This is a genomic window from Paraburkholderia sp. BR10872, assembly GCF_040965835.1.
GTDB lineage: Bacteria > Pseudomonadota > Gammaproteobacteria > Burkholderiales > Burkholderiaceae > Paraburkholderia > Paraburkholderia nodosa_A.
The window spans coordinates 1-15816 of record NZ_JBFRCN010000042.1 but is presented as its reverse complement, the minus strand read 5'-3'; the positions used below and the strand labels follow the sequence as shown (position 1 = coordinate 15816).

The following is a 15816-nucleotide window of genomic DNA, read 5'->3' as shown; positions in this document are numbered from 1 at the left end:
TGACGACGATGAAAACCGCGACGATGAAATCCGCGAGACGAGCAATACGATGAACGATCCCGCCACCCTTTCCGCTGCGCCCGCCGGCGCCGGCCGCGATACGCGCCGCTCGCTGTTCTCGCGGCTCGCGCGCCGCGAGCCGCTAGCGATCGACGGCCTGCCGGCCTCGCTCGCTTCGCTCGGCGCGGGCCAGGTGCACGTGGTCTACGCGAGCGCCTCGCCCGCGCGCGACGCGCTGTTCTGGCAAACCGCCGCCGCCGCGCTCACAGGTCCCGCCACCGTCCTTTCCACGCGCGACGGCGCGAGCCTCACGGCGGCGCTGCGCGATCAAGGCGTCGATCTCGACAAGAGCGGTTCGACGCATGCTTGGGCAAACGTCTGCGCGCTACGCACACTGCCGGAGCGCGACGGCGCGCAGGTGCTGATCGAAGCGCTCAACGCGCTCGCCGGGCAGTGCGCCGCGCCCGAAAGCCAGTTCTTCATCGAAGGCGCGGAGGCGTTCTTCAACTGGCAGGACCCCGCCGCGCTCGCAGCTCAGGGCGCGCAGCTCGCGGGCTGGTGCGCGCAGCATCGTTACGGCGTGCTGATGGTGGCAGCGCCGCCCGGCCTCGGCGACGATCAGGAGCATCCCGAACTCGCCGCCTTCCAGGCGCGCTTCGCGGGCGCCGCACAATTGCACCAGGTGCAGGGGCAGTATCACTGGGAAGTCGCGTTCTGGCGCGCGGGCGATGCCGTGCACGGCAGCCGGAGCGTGCCGCTGCGCTTTTCCGCCGCCGATCACCGGCTCACGGTTTCCGGCGGCACCTTCGAAACCGAAATCGGCGAGGCGGGCCTGCTCGCACCCGACGAAGGCCGCGTGATCGTTTCGCGCGACGCGATGTTGCACGAGCGCGTACTGCCGCCGGCCTGGCAGATCGTCGATAACAACGAGGCCGCCGTGGCCGCCGCGCGCACTTCGGTCGCGGCCACGGTGATTCTCGAATTCAGCGTGAACCGCGACCTCGAAATGCTCGCGGAGCAGGTGCACACGCTACGCCTGCAGTGCGGCGAAGCGCTCAAGATCATCGTGCGCGAGGACGCAGTGGCCATGCGCTACGAGTCGCTCATGCTCAACCTGGGCGCGAACCGCGTGATCGCGCGGCAGACGCCGCTCGCGCAGGTCGAGGCCATCGTCGACAGTCTGCAGGGCCAGGTGTATTCGCGGCCCATGCCCGCCGACTATCGTGCGGCGCTCGCCGCCGTGGTGCATGGCGAAGAGAGCGGCTACGTGGGCGCGGCACACTTCGTCGAGCTCGTGCGCGCGGCGGTGGAGCGCAGCCGCGTGATCCAGCTGCCGAGCGTGCTGATTCGCCTCGCGCTGATGCCGGAAGTCGCGCACGTGGATGCGCTCAAGGCGTGCCATCTGCGCCGCGCGGGCGACATCGTGACGGCGAGCGGCGACAGCCTTTACGTGTTCTTCTTCGCCTGCCGTATGAGCGACGCCGACGCCGTGTGCCGGCGCGTGTTCCAGCGTTCGCTCGCGGAGCTGTTCCAGGGCGAGGAGCGCTACGGCGACGGCCGCGCGATCGCCCAGGCGCTGGACACGCTCGGCGAGGAAATCGACACCACGCCGCCGCCCGACTATTCGGGCTGGCTCGCGATCAATGAGGGGCAGCCCGCCGCGCCCGCGGCGGTCTCGGTGCAGGCCAACGGCCAGACCGTGCCGCCCGCGGCGGCTTCCGCGATCGCACCGGGCTCAGCGACGGCAGCCACGACAGAAACCGCAGTGCCGGAACCCGCAGTGCCCGTCAACATCGCTCCCATAAACGGCGACCTGTTGCCCGCGCTCGACGCCGCCGCGCGCACCGACAACGCGAAACCGCGAGCCGCGCCGCAGCGCGCGCCGCTGCCGCTCAAAGCATAGGAGAGCGACATGAACATCTTCCTCGGTTACTTCGTCTGGGGCTTGATACTGGCCGTGCCGCTCTACTGGATCGGCTGGCGCCTGCGGCTCGCGCGCTTCCTGCCCATGTGGCTGCGCCCCGCGCGCTCGCGCCCGCTCCAGCTCCCGCCGCAGGTCGACGCCCTGCTGATTCGCGGCCAGCGCCGTTTCAGCCAGACGGGGCCGCGCCGATGAAGACCATCGCCATCGTCTCCAGCGTGGGCGGTGCGGGCCGCACCACCCTCACCGCCGCGCTCGCCGGTCTGCTGGCGGCGCGCGAACATGTTGCGCTCGCCGCGGAATGCGACCCGCGCAACGTGCTGGCGCTCCATTTCGGGCTGCGCGAGAGCGCGCGCGAAGGCCTCGTCACGCATCTGGCGGGCGGCCCCGGCGCCGACGACGCCTGGTCGCGCGCCGCGCTGCAAAGCGACGACGGCGTGCTCGTGCTGCCGTGGGGCAGCCTCGCTGACGGCCATGCATCCGATGACCCGCACGACGACGACGCCTGCGCCCTGCTCGACGCGCGCCCCGGCTGGCTGCGCGAACTGCTTGCCCGCGTGGACCTGCCGGCGCAGACGATCGCGCTCGTCGATGCGGGCACGTGGCCCTCGGCGCACGCGCGTCAGGCGATCGATGCCGCCGACCTCGTGCTCGGCGTCCTCACACCCTGCGCCGCCGCCTGCGCGACGCTGCCGCGCCTGATCGCCGCGCTCGTGCGCGCACAGAAGCGCAGCGTGTTCGTCGCCAATGCGGTCGTGCCCGCGCGCCAGTTGCACATGGACGTCGTTTCACTGCTGCGCGCGCGCCTGGGCGCCGCCATGCTCCCGTATCTCGTGCATGCGGACACCGGTGTGCCCGCCGCACTCGCCGCGGGAGAAAACTTCTGCCTGAGCGCGCCCAGCTCGCAGGCCGCGCACGACCTTCACGGCATCGCCTCGTGGCTCTCGCACTGGAGCACGGGCGCGAGCCTCGATGCGCCCGACGAACTGCTCGCGCAACATGTCGCGCACGGGAGCACGTCATGATCCGCGAGCGCATCGCTGCCCTGTGGACGGCGTTCTGGTTGTCGCTGCGCCGCGTGAGCGCGCCCGAGTTCAATCTCGCGCCCGACGCGCCGGGTGGCCAGTGGCTGCTGCGCGCCTTCTTCCGGCCGCCGCGCCCTGGCCAGCGCGACGTGCCCGCGCTCGCCTTCGCGCGGCTCGGCAAGGACATCCGCCAGCGCCTGAACATCGGCCGCGATCGCACCGCTGGAGCGTGGCTCCTGCGCATCTTCCTGCGCCCGCGGCGCCCGCGTCAGCGTCTCGCCGCCGATCTGCGCAAGCTTCACAAGGCGCCGCAAGGACACCATCGCTTCGCACTGCGCGCGTGGCTCGACAGGCGCCTCGAACCCGTCTATCGCCGCGCCTCGCGCGCGAGCGCGGCAGTCGGCGCGCGGCTGCCCGACGTGCCGTGGGAAGGCATCGAGCAGCACCTCGAAAAGCTTTCGGCGGCGCTCGACAGCGTGCCCTACCTGCGCCAGGGCCTCCTGTGGCTCGCGTTCGTCGCGGCTGTCGCCGTGTGCACGACGCCGCTGCCGTTCGCCGGCCAGGTGCTGCTGTTCCTGCTCGTGTATGTCGTGGTGATGATCGCGCGCCGCCTGCCGGGGCGCCTCGCCACCATGCTCATGGTGATGCTGTCGATCCTCATGACGGGCCGCTACGTCTGGTGGCGCAGCACGCAAACGCTGCATCTTTCGAGCCCTGCCGAGGCCATCGTCGGCTACATCCTCTACGCGGCCGAGCTTTACACGTGGATCGTGCTGATCTTCGGCTACGTGCAAACCGCGTGGCCGCTGCGCCGCAAGCCGCAGCCGCTGCCCGACGATCCGGCCGACTGGCCGACCGTCGACCTCTACATTCCGACCTACAACGAGCCGCTTTCGGTGGTGCGGCCAACCGTGTTCGCGGCAAGCTCGATCGACTGGCCGCGCGACAAGCTGCGCGTCTACATCCTCGACGACGGCGACCGCGACGAATTCCGCGACTTCGCGCGCGAGGCGGGCGTGGGCTACCTGCGCCGCGACGAACACACGCATGCGAAGGCCGGCAACATCAATCACGCGATGCCGCTCACGCAGGGCGAGTACATCGCGATTTTCGATTGCGACCACATCCCCACGCGCTCCTTCCTGCAAACGACCATAGGCGTCTTTCTCGCCGATAAGAAATGCGCGATGGTGCAGACGCCGCACCACTTCTTCTCGCCCGATCCGTTCGAGCGCAACTTCGACACGTTCCACCGCGTGCCGAACGAAGGCAGCCTCTTTTACGGGCTGATCCAGGACGGCAACGACTTCTGGGACGCCACGTTCTTCTGCGGCTCGTGCGCGGTCATCAAGCGCTCGGCGCTCGAGCACATTGGCGGCATCGCGACCGAGACCGTGACCGAGGACGCCCACACCTCGCTGCGGCTGCATCGCCACGGCTATACGTCGGCCTATCTGCGCACCGTGCAGGCGGCGGGCCTCGCCACCGACAGCCTCGCCGATCACATCGGCCAGCGCATCCGCTGGGCCCGCGGCATGACGCAGATCTTCCGCGTCGACAATCCGTGGATCGGCAAGGGACTCTCGTTCTTCCAGCGCATGTGCTACAGCAACGCCATGCTGCACTTCTTCTACGGCTTCCCGCGGCTCATCTTCCTCGTGATGCCCGGCGCGTACCTGTATTTCGGACTGCACGTGATCAACACGCCTGCGCCCGTGATCCTCGCCTACGTGGTGCCGTATCTGGTGATTGCCGCGATTGCCAACTCGCGCATCCAGGGACGCTACCGGCACTCGTTCTGGGCCGAAGCCTACGAGTCCGTGCTCGCGTGGTACATCGTGCTGCCCACCACCATGGCGCTCATCAATCCGAAGCTCGGCAAGTTCAACGTGACCTCGAAGGGCGGCCATATCGAGCACGAGTATCTCGACTGGACGATTTCGAAGCCCTACCTCGTGCTACTCGCGATCAACGTGTGCTCTGTCCTCGCCGGTATCGGCCGCCTCACGATCTGGCGGTCAGACGAGCCCGCCACCGTGTTCATGAACCTCTTCTGGGCCGGCGTGAATCTCACCATTCTCGGGCTCGCGCTCGGCGTGGCCAAAGAGGCGAAGCAGGTGCGCGTGGCGCACCGCATTCCGCTGCGCGTGCCCGCCATGCTCACGCTGCCCGACGGCCGCACGCTCGCGTGCAAGACCGAGAACTATTCGATGGGCGGCCTCGGTCTCATGCTGCCCGCCGACGCCGTAGCGAAGCTCGAACCCGGCGAGCGCATCAACGTGACGCTCGCGCGCGGCGTGCTGGAGCACGACTTCCCCGCCGTGGTCGCGCGTCTGGCCGACCGGCGCCTCGGCGTGCGCTTCGTCGGCATGACGATGGAGATGGAGCGCAAGCTCGTGGAATGCACGTTCGGCCGCGCCGATGCCTGGCTCGAATGGGAGGACGTGCCGCCCTCCGACGCGCCGCTGCACGGCCTCATTCAGCTGATCGAGCTGAGCTGGCAAGGCTACATGCGCCTCATCGACGCGTTCTTCGACGCGCTGGAAAACTTCTTCACGCGACGCCGGGCCGGCCAGGTCCGCCAGCCCTGATAACCGGAACCACCGCTACACCCTGGAACGCGAAACACTATGGGTCTCTGGAATCTCTACTTCCTCGCCAAGCTGTACCTCTACTCGATCGGCACGCTCAAGCCCGAGTGGTGGATGAACTTCGCCTTCGTCATCCTGCTGCTCGTGCCGCTGCACAGGCGGTGGCTGCGTATTGCGCGCGATGTGATCGCCGTGATCGTGGGTATCGCCATTGCGTACCACGAGTCGAGCATGCCCGACATCGGCCGGGCGATCTCGCAGATCCCCGTGCTCCTCACCTTCACGCCCTCGTACATGTTCGAGCTCACTCGGCGCGTGATATCGCTGTCGATGGCCGTGTCGGCGGTGATCGCCGTGCTGCTCTACTTCCTCATCAACCGCTGGGTACGCGTGACGACGCTCGTGTTGATCGCGCTCGTCGTCATGCCGGTCTGGCAGGGCGTGGGCTCGTTCGTGGCGAATGCGACCGCCAACGCTTCACTCGCCAGCAACGGCGACGAGGACGGCGGCACCGGCAAGAAGCGCGACGAGCAGTCGGGCAGCTACGACCAGCAGCTCGCGGCGTTCCGCGCCAACGAGGAAGGCCGGCACGTGAGTTTCACGCCGCTCACCACCGACGCGAACGCGCAGTTCGACATCATCATGGTGCACATCTGCTCGCTCTCGTGGAACGACATGGATGTCGTGAAGATGCGCAACAACCCGCTCTTCTCGCGCTTCGACTATATCTTTCAGAACTTCAGCTCGGGTGCCAGCTATAGCGGGCCCGCCGCGATCCGCGTGCTGCGCGCCACCTGCGGGCAAGAGCCGCACAAGGCGCTCTACGACCCCGCGCCTGCCGAGTGCCACCTGTTCGCGCAGCTCGCGCAGGCCGGCTACACGCCGAACGCGCTGCTCAACCACAACGGCCGTTTCGACAATTTCCGCAGCACGGTGATCAGTGAAATCGGCGTGCCGGGCGTGACGATCCCCGCGAACGAAGGCTTCCCGGAGTTCATGAAGGAGTTCGACGGTTCCGCGCTGGCCGACGACTACGACGCGCTTTCGCGCTGGTACAAGCAGCGCATTGCCGCTGGCGGCGGGCCAGTCGCGCTCTACTACAACACGGTCTCGATGCACGACGGCAACCGGCTGCCCGCGCCGAACGACAAGCTCACGAGCCTGCAGTCCTACCCGATTCGCCTGCAGCGGCTGCTCGGAGACGTCGACAAGCTGATCGACCTCGTCGCGCAGTCGGGCCGCAAGGCGGTGATCGTCTTCGTACCCGAACACGGCGCGGCGCTGCAGGGCGAAGAGAACCAGATTGCCGGCATGCGCGAGATCCCCACGCCGAACATCGTCCACGTGCCGGTGGGCGTGAAGGTGGTGGGGCTGCCGGCCGGCAGCGAGCACACCGGCGGCGTGACGACGATCGACACGCCCACGAGCTATCTCGCGCTCGCGCAGCTGCTTTCGAATCTCGTGGCGCACAGCCCGTTCGCCACCGGCGCGCCGCCGCTCGCGCAGTATGCGAACAACCTGCCGCAGACACGCATGGTCGGCGAAAACGAAGGCACGGTGACGATGACGACGCCAACCGGCTATGTGATCCATACGCCGGACGGCGTGTGGGTGGAGGGCAAGTGATGGCGATGCGCTTGTGGGGGTCCGGCCGGCGTTCGCGCAGTGGTCCCGCGTTGCCGAGCGATATCGACGCGCTCGCGCGTCTCGTCGAGGGCGTGGACCGCGACCGCTATCTCGACGTTCAAGCCGAGGACGCCTGGCAGGCGGCCGCGAAGCGCTGGCCGCTGGTGGCGGCCGTGCTGCAGTTGCCGGTGGAGGCGGAAAAGGGCTGAGCTCGCGCGCGAACTCGCCTCTGCGGCGCGCTCAGAAAGCGCTGCGCTCCACGCGTTGCGCGAGGACGCAGCGCTCCAGCGGCATGCAGGTCAGCGGACGGCCCATGGGCGCGAAGTCGCGCCGCGCGAATGCCGCGGGCTCGGGATGGTCGCCAGCGTAGCGGGACCCGTACCGGTGAGTGCCGCTTCGCGGGTCATTGCGCCAGTTCCTCAGTGATCCTGATGATCCCTCATCTGACGCGTTTGTACGTCAGTCACCGAATCGAACAACGCCTCGGCACGCGCCAGTTCGTCCAGCGCGTGATCGAGCCGTGATTGCGCGGCGCCATAGGCGAGCGGCGCGGCCACGTGGTCGTGGGCCTCGGCACGCAGGGCGCGAAATGCCCGGTCGACGTTGCGGCTCGCCTCAAAAAAGCGTTGCGCGGCCTCGGCCTCTTGTGAACGGATGTGAATCGCCATGGAAGAGTTCCATTGTGAGCTGGGTCCAGTCTCCCGCCCGGGAGACATGGCGCGTTCTTGCTCCGCCAAGCCGTGAAGACGCCGTGTGATCGGCAGGCGGCACGTCGAAGAGATCGCGCGTGACGCCGCGCGCCTGCTGCGCGCAGGCTTCGCTGCGCACGCGTTTGGTGAGATCTGTGTAGGTGTCGAAGTCGCCCATGCGCGATGCCTCGTGAATGGCCGCGAGGTCGCGCGCCTTGACGAGCGTGGGCTGTGTGAGTCGCACGAAGTATGGCGCCTCCAGCTCCGCCGTGAACACGAGAGGATGGCTCTTGCCGCCCGTCTGGGCGGCGCGCTCGACGCAATCCACCACCACCGTGCCCTGCGAGCGGCATGGCGCCTTCGCCGTGCTCACGCTGCGCAGCCGCTCCGGAACCACCCGCAGTGAGCTGCCGACGCTCAGTTCGGTTGGCGAGACGCACACGAGCGCGTAGTGATGCTCGCGTGCGGCGCCCGAGGGCAGCGTGGCGCTGCTCGTAACGAACACATGCTGCGGAAGCTGGCGCACCTGACCGCACGCGTCGACCCACGCATTCCAGACGACCACGCCGGCACGCTTGCCGCGCTTGTCTTGCATGGCGCGCGGGCGGCTTGCCGCCGGCGAAAACAGCGCGAGAAGCGAGCCGGTGCGCAGCGCGGCGATTTGAGCGCTGTTGCCAAGCGACTGGCCGATGCCCCACAGGAAGCGCCCTCCGCCCTGCCGACGCTCCCACTCCTTGCGCAGGATCAGCGTGGGGAGATCCATGCCGGCCTCTGGCCCGATACGGGACCAGCAAAACGTGGGCGGTAGGTGTTTTAGTGCCATCGACTTCCTCGGAATGCAGCCGCCCGCCGATTTCGGCGAGCAATTCAATAACCGTTACTGTATAGGTATAATGCATGACATGGAAGCCCCAGATACTCATTTTCCGGTGCAGGAACTGCTGCGGCGGTTATCGGACGATTCACGCTCTGCCAGCGAAATTGCGCGGCTTTCCGGGGTCAGCCAGCCTACTGTCTCGCGTCTTCGCACGTCGAACGGGCGGCGGGTACGCCGGAGCGCATCATTCAATAAGCTATGCAGTTTCTATGGTGTGAAGGCGCTGCCGTCCAGCCGGCACGCGGCTGCCTACAACGAGTTGCTGCGCAATGCGATCGTCGAGGCGTGGGACGGTTCGGAAGAGCACGGCCGCGCGCTGCTTGTCGTCATCAAGGGATTGAAGGACTTGAGGGAACGGGGCGCGTAGATTCGCCTGGATGGGTTGGGGCGGTGCGTTTTGCGCGGGGGTGCCAAAGGTAACCATCCATGGGAAATTCGGCGTGCATTTCGGGGCTACAGGGGCGCCACGAACCGTGCGGAGGCCATGACTGGCCGGCCAATCCCCATATGTGGTGACCTTTGCGTTATCCTGCGCCGCGGGCAACTCAAACGTATGATGTGAGTGCGCACACCGCAGCCGCCCGATCGCAATGTTCGACACTTGCCACCAGAGCACCGCGCCCATCATGTCCGCCGACACTGCCCCCACCCACACGAATGCTCCCGCCACGCTGCGCGGCCAGTGCCTTTGCGGCGCCGTGCGCTATGCGGTAGCCAATGCGTTCCGCTACGCATTCAATTGCCACTGCTCGCAGTGCCGCCGCGCCACGGGTTCCGCGTTCAAGCCGTTTGCGGGCATCGAAAGCGAGGCACTGCGACTCACCGAGGGCGCAGGGCAGACGCTGGTCTACGGCGATCCGCAGGCCGCCCACGACATCCATTGCGGCCGCTGCGGCTCGCTGCTCTATTCAGTCGTGCGCGAAGGAGCGTATGTGCACGTGACGCTCGGCACGCTGACCGATCCGCCGGCCATTCGCCCCGCCGGCCATATCTTCGTGCGCTCGAAAGCGCCGTGGTTCGAGATCGCCGACTCGCTGCCCCAATACGACGAATTCCCGCCCTGACGACGCTGCGTGCAGCGTGGCCGTCGCGCGGCGCCAGCGGCGAGCGTGGCAGCGGCCATACCGGTATCGCCGCGCGACTGCCTCTCGTTGCGTCGATCGGCTAGTCTCGAAGCGTCCCTTCCTCTTGTCACAGGAACCGCGAGCCCCATATGGACTCCATGACGATCGAGACGTACACGAGTGGCGCCGCAAACTACGCAGCCGAATGGGCGAACCAGTCTGCGCCCGACGACCTCTATGCGCGTCTCATGCGGTATTTCCGGCCCCACGGAAGGACCGTGGATATCGGCTGCGGGTCGGGCCGCGACGTGGCATGGCTGAACGCCCATGGTTACCCCGCGACGGGCTACGACGCGTCGGAGGGTCTGATCGCCCGGGCCACCGCTGACCACCCGCAGTGCGCTTTCGGTCTGGCCACGTTGCCCGAGCTAGAGGGCGTGCCCGCCGCGAGCTTTGACAACGTCCTGTGCGAGACCGTGATCATGCATTTGCCCGTCGCGCAGATCGGCCCGGCCTGCCGCCGCCTCGTCGAACTGCTCGAGCCGGGCGGCGTGCTCTATCTGAGCTGGCGCGTCACCGACGGCGACAGCGCGCGCGACCCAGCGGGGCGTCTATATAGTGCGTTCGATCCGGCGCTCGTCACCAGGCAGCTCGAGGGCACGACCATCGCGCTCGACGAGGAGGCGGTCAACCGGTCCTCCGGCAAACGCGTTCAACGCATTGTCGCGATTCGCGCGTGAGCGCTGCCACGCATGGCGACCGGACAACGGGGAATCAGCGGGGAATAACAGCGTGCCATAGGCCAGGCGAGTGACAAAAACGTGAACTTCTCACTTGAAAAATGGTCTAAGGGACTCATGTAGGAAATATGTAAGGTGGAGCGCTACCCAAACGATACGACCCTGAAGGCGGTCAATGTGCCGCAAACACGACGATTCAGGTTGCCTCGCATGCCGTAACGCACTACCATACGCGGTCTTTCTGCATTGCACGAAAATCCAGGCTGCCACGTCGTCAGACGTTTGGCGCTCGCTTGGCGGGACCGGCATGCGCCCCCGCCCACTCCCCTGCAATTTCGTCATCGCCAGGACGCCACGCCGCTGGCGCGTGACCCTTTTTGCCCTTGTCGGGCTATCCCTTCGAGGAGAATGTATTGACAAGCCATGACCGGGACGACGCGCTGACCTCGTCTGCCCGCCCCGCACGCCGCTCGTCCAAAGACAAGACCGGCGATACGACGCCCATGGACGCAGGCTCGCAACTCGAAAAACGCCAGCATCAAATGCGGGCGCTCATCAAGCTCGGCCGCGAACGCGGTTATCTGACCCACGCGGACATCAACGACCATCTGCCCGACAACTTCGCGCAGACGGCCGCGCTGGAAACGATCGTCGCCACGTTCAACGACATGGGCGTGCAGGTGTACGAGCAGGCGCCCGACGCCGACACGCTGCTCCTGAACGAAGATTCCCGCGCCGACCAGCAGGCCGACGACGAAGCCGACGAAGAAGTCGAAGTCGCGCTCTCGACCGTCGACTCCGAATTCGGCCGCACGACCGACCCCGTGCGCATGTACATGCGCGAAATGGGCTCGAGCGAGCTGCTCACGCGCGCCGGCGAAATCGAAGTGGCGAAGCGCATCGAAGACGGCCTCCAGGAAATGATCCAGGCGATCGCGGCATGCCCGTCGATCGTCGCGACCATCCTCGCCGACGCCGACCGCGTCGCGGCTGAAGAGATGCGCATCGATGAACTCGTCGACGGCATCGGCAGCGACGAAGCGGCGCAGGAACCGGCCACGGCGGCCGACGCAGACGCGAGCGAAGAAGTCGAAGCCCAGGCATCGGAAGAAGAAGAGTCGGACGACTCGAGCGACGACGAAGACAGCGACGCCGACAACAGCAAGGCGAACGAAGCCCTGCTCGCGCAACTGAAGGCAGACAGCCTCGCGATCTTCGCGCGCGTTCGCGCGCTGTTCGAACAGATGGCCTGTACGACGGACGCCAATGCGCGCGCCACGGCCCTGGAAATGAAGATCTGCGCCGACATCCAGACGGAACTCGCGCCGATCCGCTTCACGGCCCGCACGATCGACCGCCTGTGCTCGCTGCTGCACGAGCAGGTCGCGCAGATTCGCGCGATCGAGCGCAACGTGCTCTCCATCGTCGTCGATCGCTGCGGCATGCCGCGCGAAGCCTTCGTCGAGCAGTTCCCGGGCCACGAAACCGATCTGGACTGGGGCGTGCGCGCCGCAGCCGCGTCGAGCAAGTACGGTCCCTCGATCGAGCGCAGCCTGCCGGCTATCCAGGCGGAGCAGCGCAAGCTCGCCGAGATCGAAGCGGCCGCATCGCTGTCGCTGCAGCAGATCAAGGCGATCAATCGCCGCATGACCGTCGCCGAATCGAAGATGCGTCAGGCGAAGGGCGAGATGGTCAAGGCCAATCTGCGTCTCGTGATCTCGATTGCGAAGAAGTACGTGAACCGCGGCATGCAGTTCCTCGACCTGATCCAGGAAGGCAACATCGGCTTGATGAAGGCGGTGGACAAGTTCGAATATCGCCGCGGCTGGAAGTTCTCGACGTACGCGACGTGGTGGGTGCGTCAGGCCGTGACGCGCGCGCTCGCCGACCAGGCGCGCACGATCCGCGTGCCGGTGCACATGATCGAAACGATCAACAAGCTCAACCGCATTTCGCGCGAGATCCTGCAGCAAACGGGCATGGAAGCGCATCCGGCGGACCTCGCCGCGCGCATGGGCATGACCGAAGAGAAGGTGCGCGGCATCCTCAAGATCGCCAAGCAACCGGTCTCGCTCGAAAGCCCGGTAGGCGACGACGGCGACGCGACGCTCGGCGACATGATCGAGGACGCAGGTTCGGCCTCGCCGGCTGATGCTGCGATTCACGCGAACATGCGCGCTGCCATCGACGAGGCGCTCAAGGCGCTCTCGCCGCGCGAAGCGAAGGTGCTGCGCATGCGCTACGGCATCGACACGACGTCGGACCACACGCTCGAAGAAGTGGGCAAGCAGTTCGACGTGACGCGCGAGCGTATCCGCCAGATCGAAAGCAAGGCGATGCGCAAGCTGATGCACCCGAGCCGCGCGGACAAGCTGCGTCCGTTCCTGGAGCGCTAAGCGGTTTTACTGCTGCGCTCCCTTGAGCTGGATTGAAAAAAGCCCGTCACCTTCCGGTGACGGGCTTTTTCTTTATGCGGCGCGAGCGCCGCCGGTCAGTCCGTGCCGTATTTCGGCGAGTGCGGACCGTAGAGCAGGCCCGTCGGCGGCCCCGCGTGCAACAGACGATAGCTCGTGACACCTGCGATATCGTGGCTCTTGTCGGTCAGCGAATTCGCGACCTGCTTGATTGCCGCCACCACCAGCATGCCAATCAGGCCGCCGCCACCGCTGTTGTTCCCTTCGTTGCTGCTGGCGCTGGCCGCGCCTTGCCACAGCACCTTGCCGGTTGTCAGATCGACGAGTTTCGCGGTCGCCGTCACCACCGTCGCGCTGTCGATCACACGATATTGCGTCCCGAATTGCGTGATCTTCGAATACACCACCGCATCGGCGCCGAAGATCTCGCGCAGCTTCTCCGGCGGGGTCTGCTGGATGTCGCCTGCCGTCGTCAGTCCGTTCTGCTTGAACGTCTCCTCCATGACCGCGACCGGAATCACGTAGTAGCCCGCCTCGGCGAGCGGCATCGTCATCTGGGAGAGCATGCTGTTCGACGCATTCACATCCGTCGTCGCGTTGTCGGGCGGCAGCACGAGGATCGAGCGCGGGCGCGCATTCTTGAACGCCGTGTAATCCGCGTGCTTGACCGGCTGTGCACAAGCGGCCAGCAATGCGAGCGCGGACAGAGCCAGCCAGAGCTTGAGAGTGGAAAATCTGGACATATCGGTACGCTCGCTTATTGTTGTTTCGGTTTCTTCATGAGGAAGTCCATATAGGTCGACGACTCCGGGAAGAGGTGCTTCTCGGCGTCGAATTCCTGCATGGCTTGCGTGTCGTTGCCGACGTTCGCGTAGAGCATGCCCAGTTGCGCGTGGAAGCCTGGCGGCGGCGTGTTGCCCTTCGCGCGGATCTCCTGCAGCGACTTCTCGAGCGCATCGATTTGTTGCTGCGGTGCCTTCTCGCCCTTCAGGTAGTCGTAGACCCCGGGCTGATAGCCGCTCCACTGGTAGAGCGGCGGCGTTGTGTTCGCGCAGCCTGCGAGCAGCAGCGTTGCCGCCGTGATGGGCAGGCAGAGCCCCCGAAGCGTGCCGATGTATTTCATGAAAACCCCGTATGAGTAGTTGTTCTGATTCAGCGCGAAGCGCGGCCGACGTAGGCGGTCAGTGTGCGGAGCGCAGCGCGCCCGCGTCGACCTGGTCGGCCAGATGGTTGACTGCTTCCTGGATCGCGAGCTCGAGCACCTTGCCATTGAGCGTCGAGTCGTAGCTCGCGGTGCCGCCAAAGCCAATGATCTCGCGGTTCGAGAGGCTGTACTCGCCCGCACCCTGCGCCGACGCGACGACTTCCGAAGTCGTGGTATCGACAACGTTGATGCTCACCTTCGCGTAGGCGATCTGGTTCTTCCCGCTGCCGAGAATGCCGAACAGCTGGTGATCGCCGACTTCCTTGCGACCGAACTCGGTGACGTCGCCGGTAATGACGTAGTTGGCGCCCTTGATCGCCTGGGTCTTCCTGGTGAAGCCCGCTTCCTGGCGGATCTCGTCAAGGTTGTCGCGATCGAGCACGCTGAAGCGGCCGCTTTGCTGCATCGACGTGATCAGGATGGTCTTGGCCTGCCCGCCGAGCCGGTCGATGCCGTCGGAGAAGATGCCGCGCATGTAGCTCGAGCGATTATCGAACTTGCCGACTGCGATCTGCACCGGCTTACCGACGGGCGGGCGCTGCGCGCTGGTGACAGGCGGCACGGGCAGCGAACGCGACGATTCGGTCGCGCAACCGCCAAGGGCTGCGATGGTGGCGGCGGCGAGAAGCGCACCCCACGTCTTGGACGACTTCATGAATTCTCCTTGTTGTCAGGGCAAAAGAGGCTGGACAAGGGAGATCGGCGAGATGCGGAGCCAGACGGCAGCGGCGTGCACGCGGAGCACGCAGGGCGTCCTCGCAAGCGTCGCTGCGGCGGAGATAGAGGGCGCAGTGCGTCGCTGCGCGCGCAAGTCATTCCATCGGTCGTGCATGTTTCTCGCTTCCCCGCACGCGAGCGCATGCGCAGAAGCTCCCCGGTTTTTATTGGTGTAGCGTGTGATCTTTAGTTTGTAGTTAATGACTACACACGCGTCTATCGGCCGGATTAGAGAAAAACTTTAGGAAAGCTGCGATTTAATGCGAATTAGATTTTTATGTGCGCGATTTCTGAGGCGTATTGACGCACGCATGAAATGCTATTTAATACGATTTGGAGATTTTCGCTATCGACTGCGAATAAGTCAGGTCGCAGAAAATGATCGTTCTTTCTGGTGCCCAAACGCCAGAACCCCGGCTCTCTTTCGGAGACACCGGGGTTCTGGACGTTACAGCATAAGGAGCCTGACGATTACCTACTTTCACACGGGCAATCCGCACTATCATCGGCGTGGAGCTGTTTCACGGTCCTGTTCGGGATGGGAAGGGGTGGGACCAGCTCGCTATGGTCATCAGGCTTGACGGGTTGCTGCGTCGCGCTTTGTGTTCGCGCCACAGCCAATCGGGAAGAAGCGTAAAGAGGGTGATGCTGAATTGGGGTTGTGTTGTTTCAGGCACAACACACATAGTGTGGGTTCTACGTAGATGCTGAAGCATTAACGTAGACCGACACGTGATCTCAACCGTGCGTCTTTAAAAACACACCTGTTATAGGATCAAGCCTTACGGGCAATTAGTATCAGTTAGCTTAACGCATTACTGCGCTTCCACACCTGACCTATCAACGTCCTGGTCTCGAACGACCCTTCAAGGGGATCAAGTCCCCGGGGAAGTCTCATCTTGAGGCGAGTTTCCCGCTTAGATGCTTTCAGCGGTTATCTCTTCCGAA

The 15816-nt window shown here is 65.6% G+C and carries 15 protein-coding genes and 2 rRNA genes; 10 read left to right on the top strand and 7 right to left on the bottom strand.

Going from position 1 to position 15816, the window contains the following annotated elements:
- The first annotated feature begins 49 nt into the window (after positions 1-49).
- From bcsE to bcsR, 6 genes are read left to right on the top strand one after another with little or no spacing between them, the layout of a single operon-like run.
- Complete coding sequence (bcsE, locus tag AB4Y43_RS27850) at positions 50-1903, top strand: cellulose biosynthesis protein BcsE (RefSeq protein WP_368729261.1); 1854 nt, start codon at positions 50-52, stop codon at positions 1901-1903.
- Between the two features lie 9 nt (positions 1904-1912).
- Positions 1913-2116: a hypothetical protein gene (locus AB4Y43_RS27845; protein WP_368729260.1), complete on the top strand. Its 204-nt coding sequence runs from the start codon at positions 1913-1915 to the stop codon at positions 2114-2116.
- Positions 2113-2946 (top strand): cellulose biosynthesis protein BcsQ, encoded by an 834-nt coding sequence (bcsQ, locus tag AB4Y43_RS27840; protein ID WP_069265760.1) that lies wholly within the window; start codon positions 2113-2115, stop codon positions 2944-2946. Before AB4Y43_RS27845 ends, bcsQ begins: the two co-directional genes overlap by 4 nt.
- Positions 2943-5537, top strand: a complete 2595-nt coding sequence (bcsA, locus tag AB4Y43_RS27835; protein WP_368661948.1) for a UDP-forming cellulose synthase catalytic subunit — start codon at positions 2943-2945, stop codon at positions 5535-5537. Before bcsQ ends, bcsA begins: the two co-directional genes overlap by 4 nt.
- A 39-nt stretch (positions 5538-5576) precedes the next feature.
- Entirely contained in the window at positions 5577-7163 is a 1587-nt protein-coding gene (gene bcsG, locus AB4Y43_RS27830) for a cellulose biosynthesis protein BcsG (RefSeq protein ID WP_069265758.1), read from the top strand.
- A complete protein-coding gene (gene bcsR, locus AB4Y43_RS27825) occupies positions 7163-7372 on the top strand; it encodes a BcsR/BcsP family cellulose biosynthesis protein (RefSeq protein ID WP_342949092.1) in 210 nt (69 codons plus the stop codon). Before bcsG ends, bcsR begins: the two co-directional genes overlap by 1 nt.
- Positions 7373-7582: 210 nt before the next feature.
- Here the strand turns inward: bcsR and AB4Y43_RS27820 are convergent, their stop codons facing one another.
- Entirely contained in the window at positions 7583-7831 is a 249-nt protein-coding gene (locus AB4Y43_RS27820; RefSeq protein WP_069265757.1) for a hypothetical protein, read from the bottom strand.
- A complete protein-coding gene (locus AB4Y43_RS27815) occupies positions 7779-8675 on the bottom strand; it encodes a hypothetical protein (RefSeq protein ID WP_368729259.1) in 897 nt (298 codons plus the stop codon). Before AB4Y43_RS27815 ends, AB4Y43_RS27820 begins: the two co-directional genes overlap by 53 nt.
- 79 nt (positions 8676-8754) lie before the next feature.
- Here AB4Y43_RS27815 and AB4Y43_RS27810 point away from each other — a divergent pair, with 79 nt between their 5' ends.
- From AB4Y43_RS27810 to rpoD, 4 genes are all read left to right on the top strand, one after another.
- Positions 8755-9096 carry a helix-turn-helix transcriptional regulator gene (locus tag AB4Y43_RS27810; RefSeq protein ID WP_069265969.1) on the top strand — a complete coding sequence of 114 codons (342 nt, stop codon included), beginning with the start codon at positions 8755-8757 and terminating at the stop codon, positions 9094-9096.
- 259 nt (positions 9097-9355) lie between these two features.
- A complete protein-coding gene (locus AB4Y43_RS27805; RefSeq protein WP_342949094.1) occupies positions 9356-9793 on the top strand; it encodes a GFA family protein in 438 nt (145 codons plus the stop codon).
- Positions 9794-9942: 149 nt separating this feature from the next.
- Positions 9943-10533, top strand: coding sequence for a class I SAM-dependent methyltransferase (locus AB4Y43_RS27800; RefSeq protein WP_368729258.1), 591 nt, complete (start codon positions 9943-9945; stop codon positions 10531-10533).
- A 413-nt stretch (positions 10534-10946) separates the two neighbouring features.
- Complete coding sequence (rpoD, locus tag AB4Y43_RS27795) at positions 10947-12929, top strand: RNA polymerase sigma factor RpoD (RefSeq protein WP_069265967.1); 1983 nt, start codon at positions 10947-10949, stop codon at positions 12927-12929.
- A 95-nt stretch (positions 12930-13024) separates the two neighbouring features.
- Here the strand turns inward: rpoD and AB4Y43_RS27790 are convergent, their stop codons facing one another.
- The 5 genes from AB4Y43_RS27790 to AB4Y43_RS27770 form a co-directional block, all read right to left on the bottom strand.
- Entirely contained in the window at positions 13025-13690 is a 666-nt protein-coding gene (locus AB4Y43_RS27790) for a DUF799 domain-containing protein (RefSeq protein ID WP_069265754.1), read from the bottom strand.
- 14 nt (positions 13691-13704) lie between these two features.
- Positions 13705-14070, bottom strand: coding sequence for a DUF4810 domain-containing protein (locus AB4Y43_RS27785; protein WP_069265753.1), 366 nt, complete (start codon positions 14068-14070; stop codon positions 13705-13707).
- Between the two features lie 58 nt (positions 14071-14128).
- Positions 14129-14806: a CsgG/HfaB family protein gene (locus tag AB4Y43_RS27780; RefSeq protein WP_368729257.1), complete on the bottom strand. Its 678-nt coding sequence runs from the start codon at positions 14804-14806 to the stop codon at positions 14129-14131.
- Positions 14807-15330: 524 nt separating this feature from the next.
- Positions 15331-15444, bottom strand: a 5S ribosomal RNA gene (gene rrf / locus AB4Y43_RS27775).
- A gap of 195 nt (positions 15445-15639) precedes the next feature.
- Positions 15640-15816: ribosomal RNA gene (locus AB4Y43_RS27770) — 23S ribosomal RNA — on the bottom strand; the annotation flags it as partial.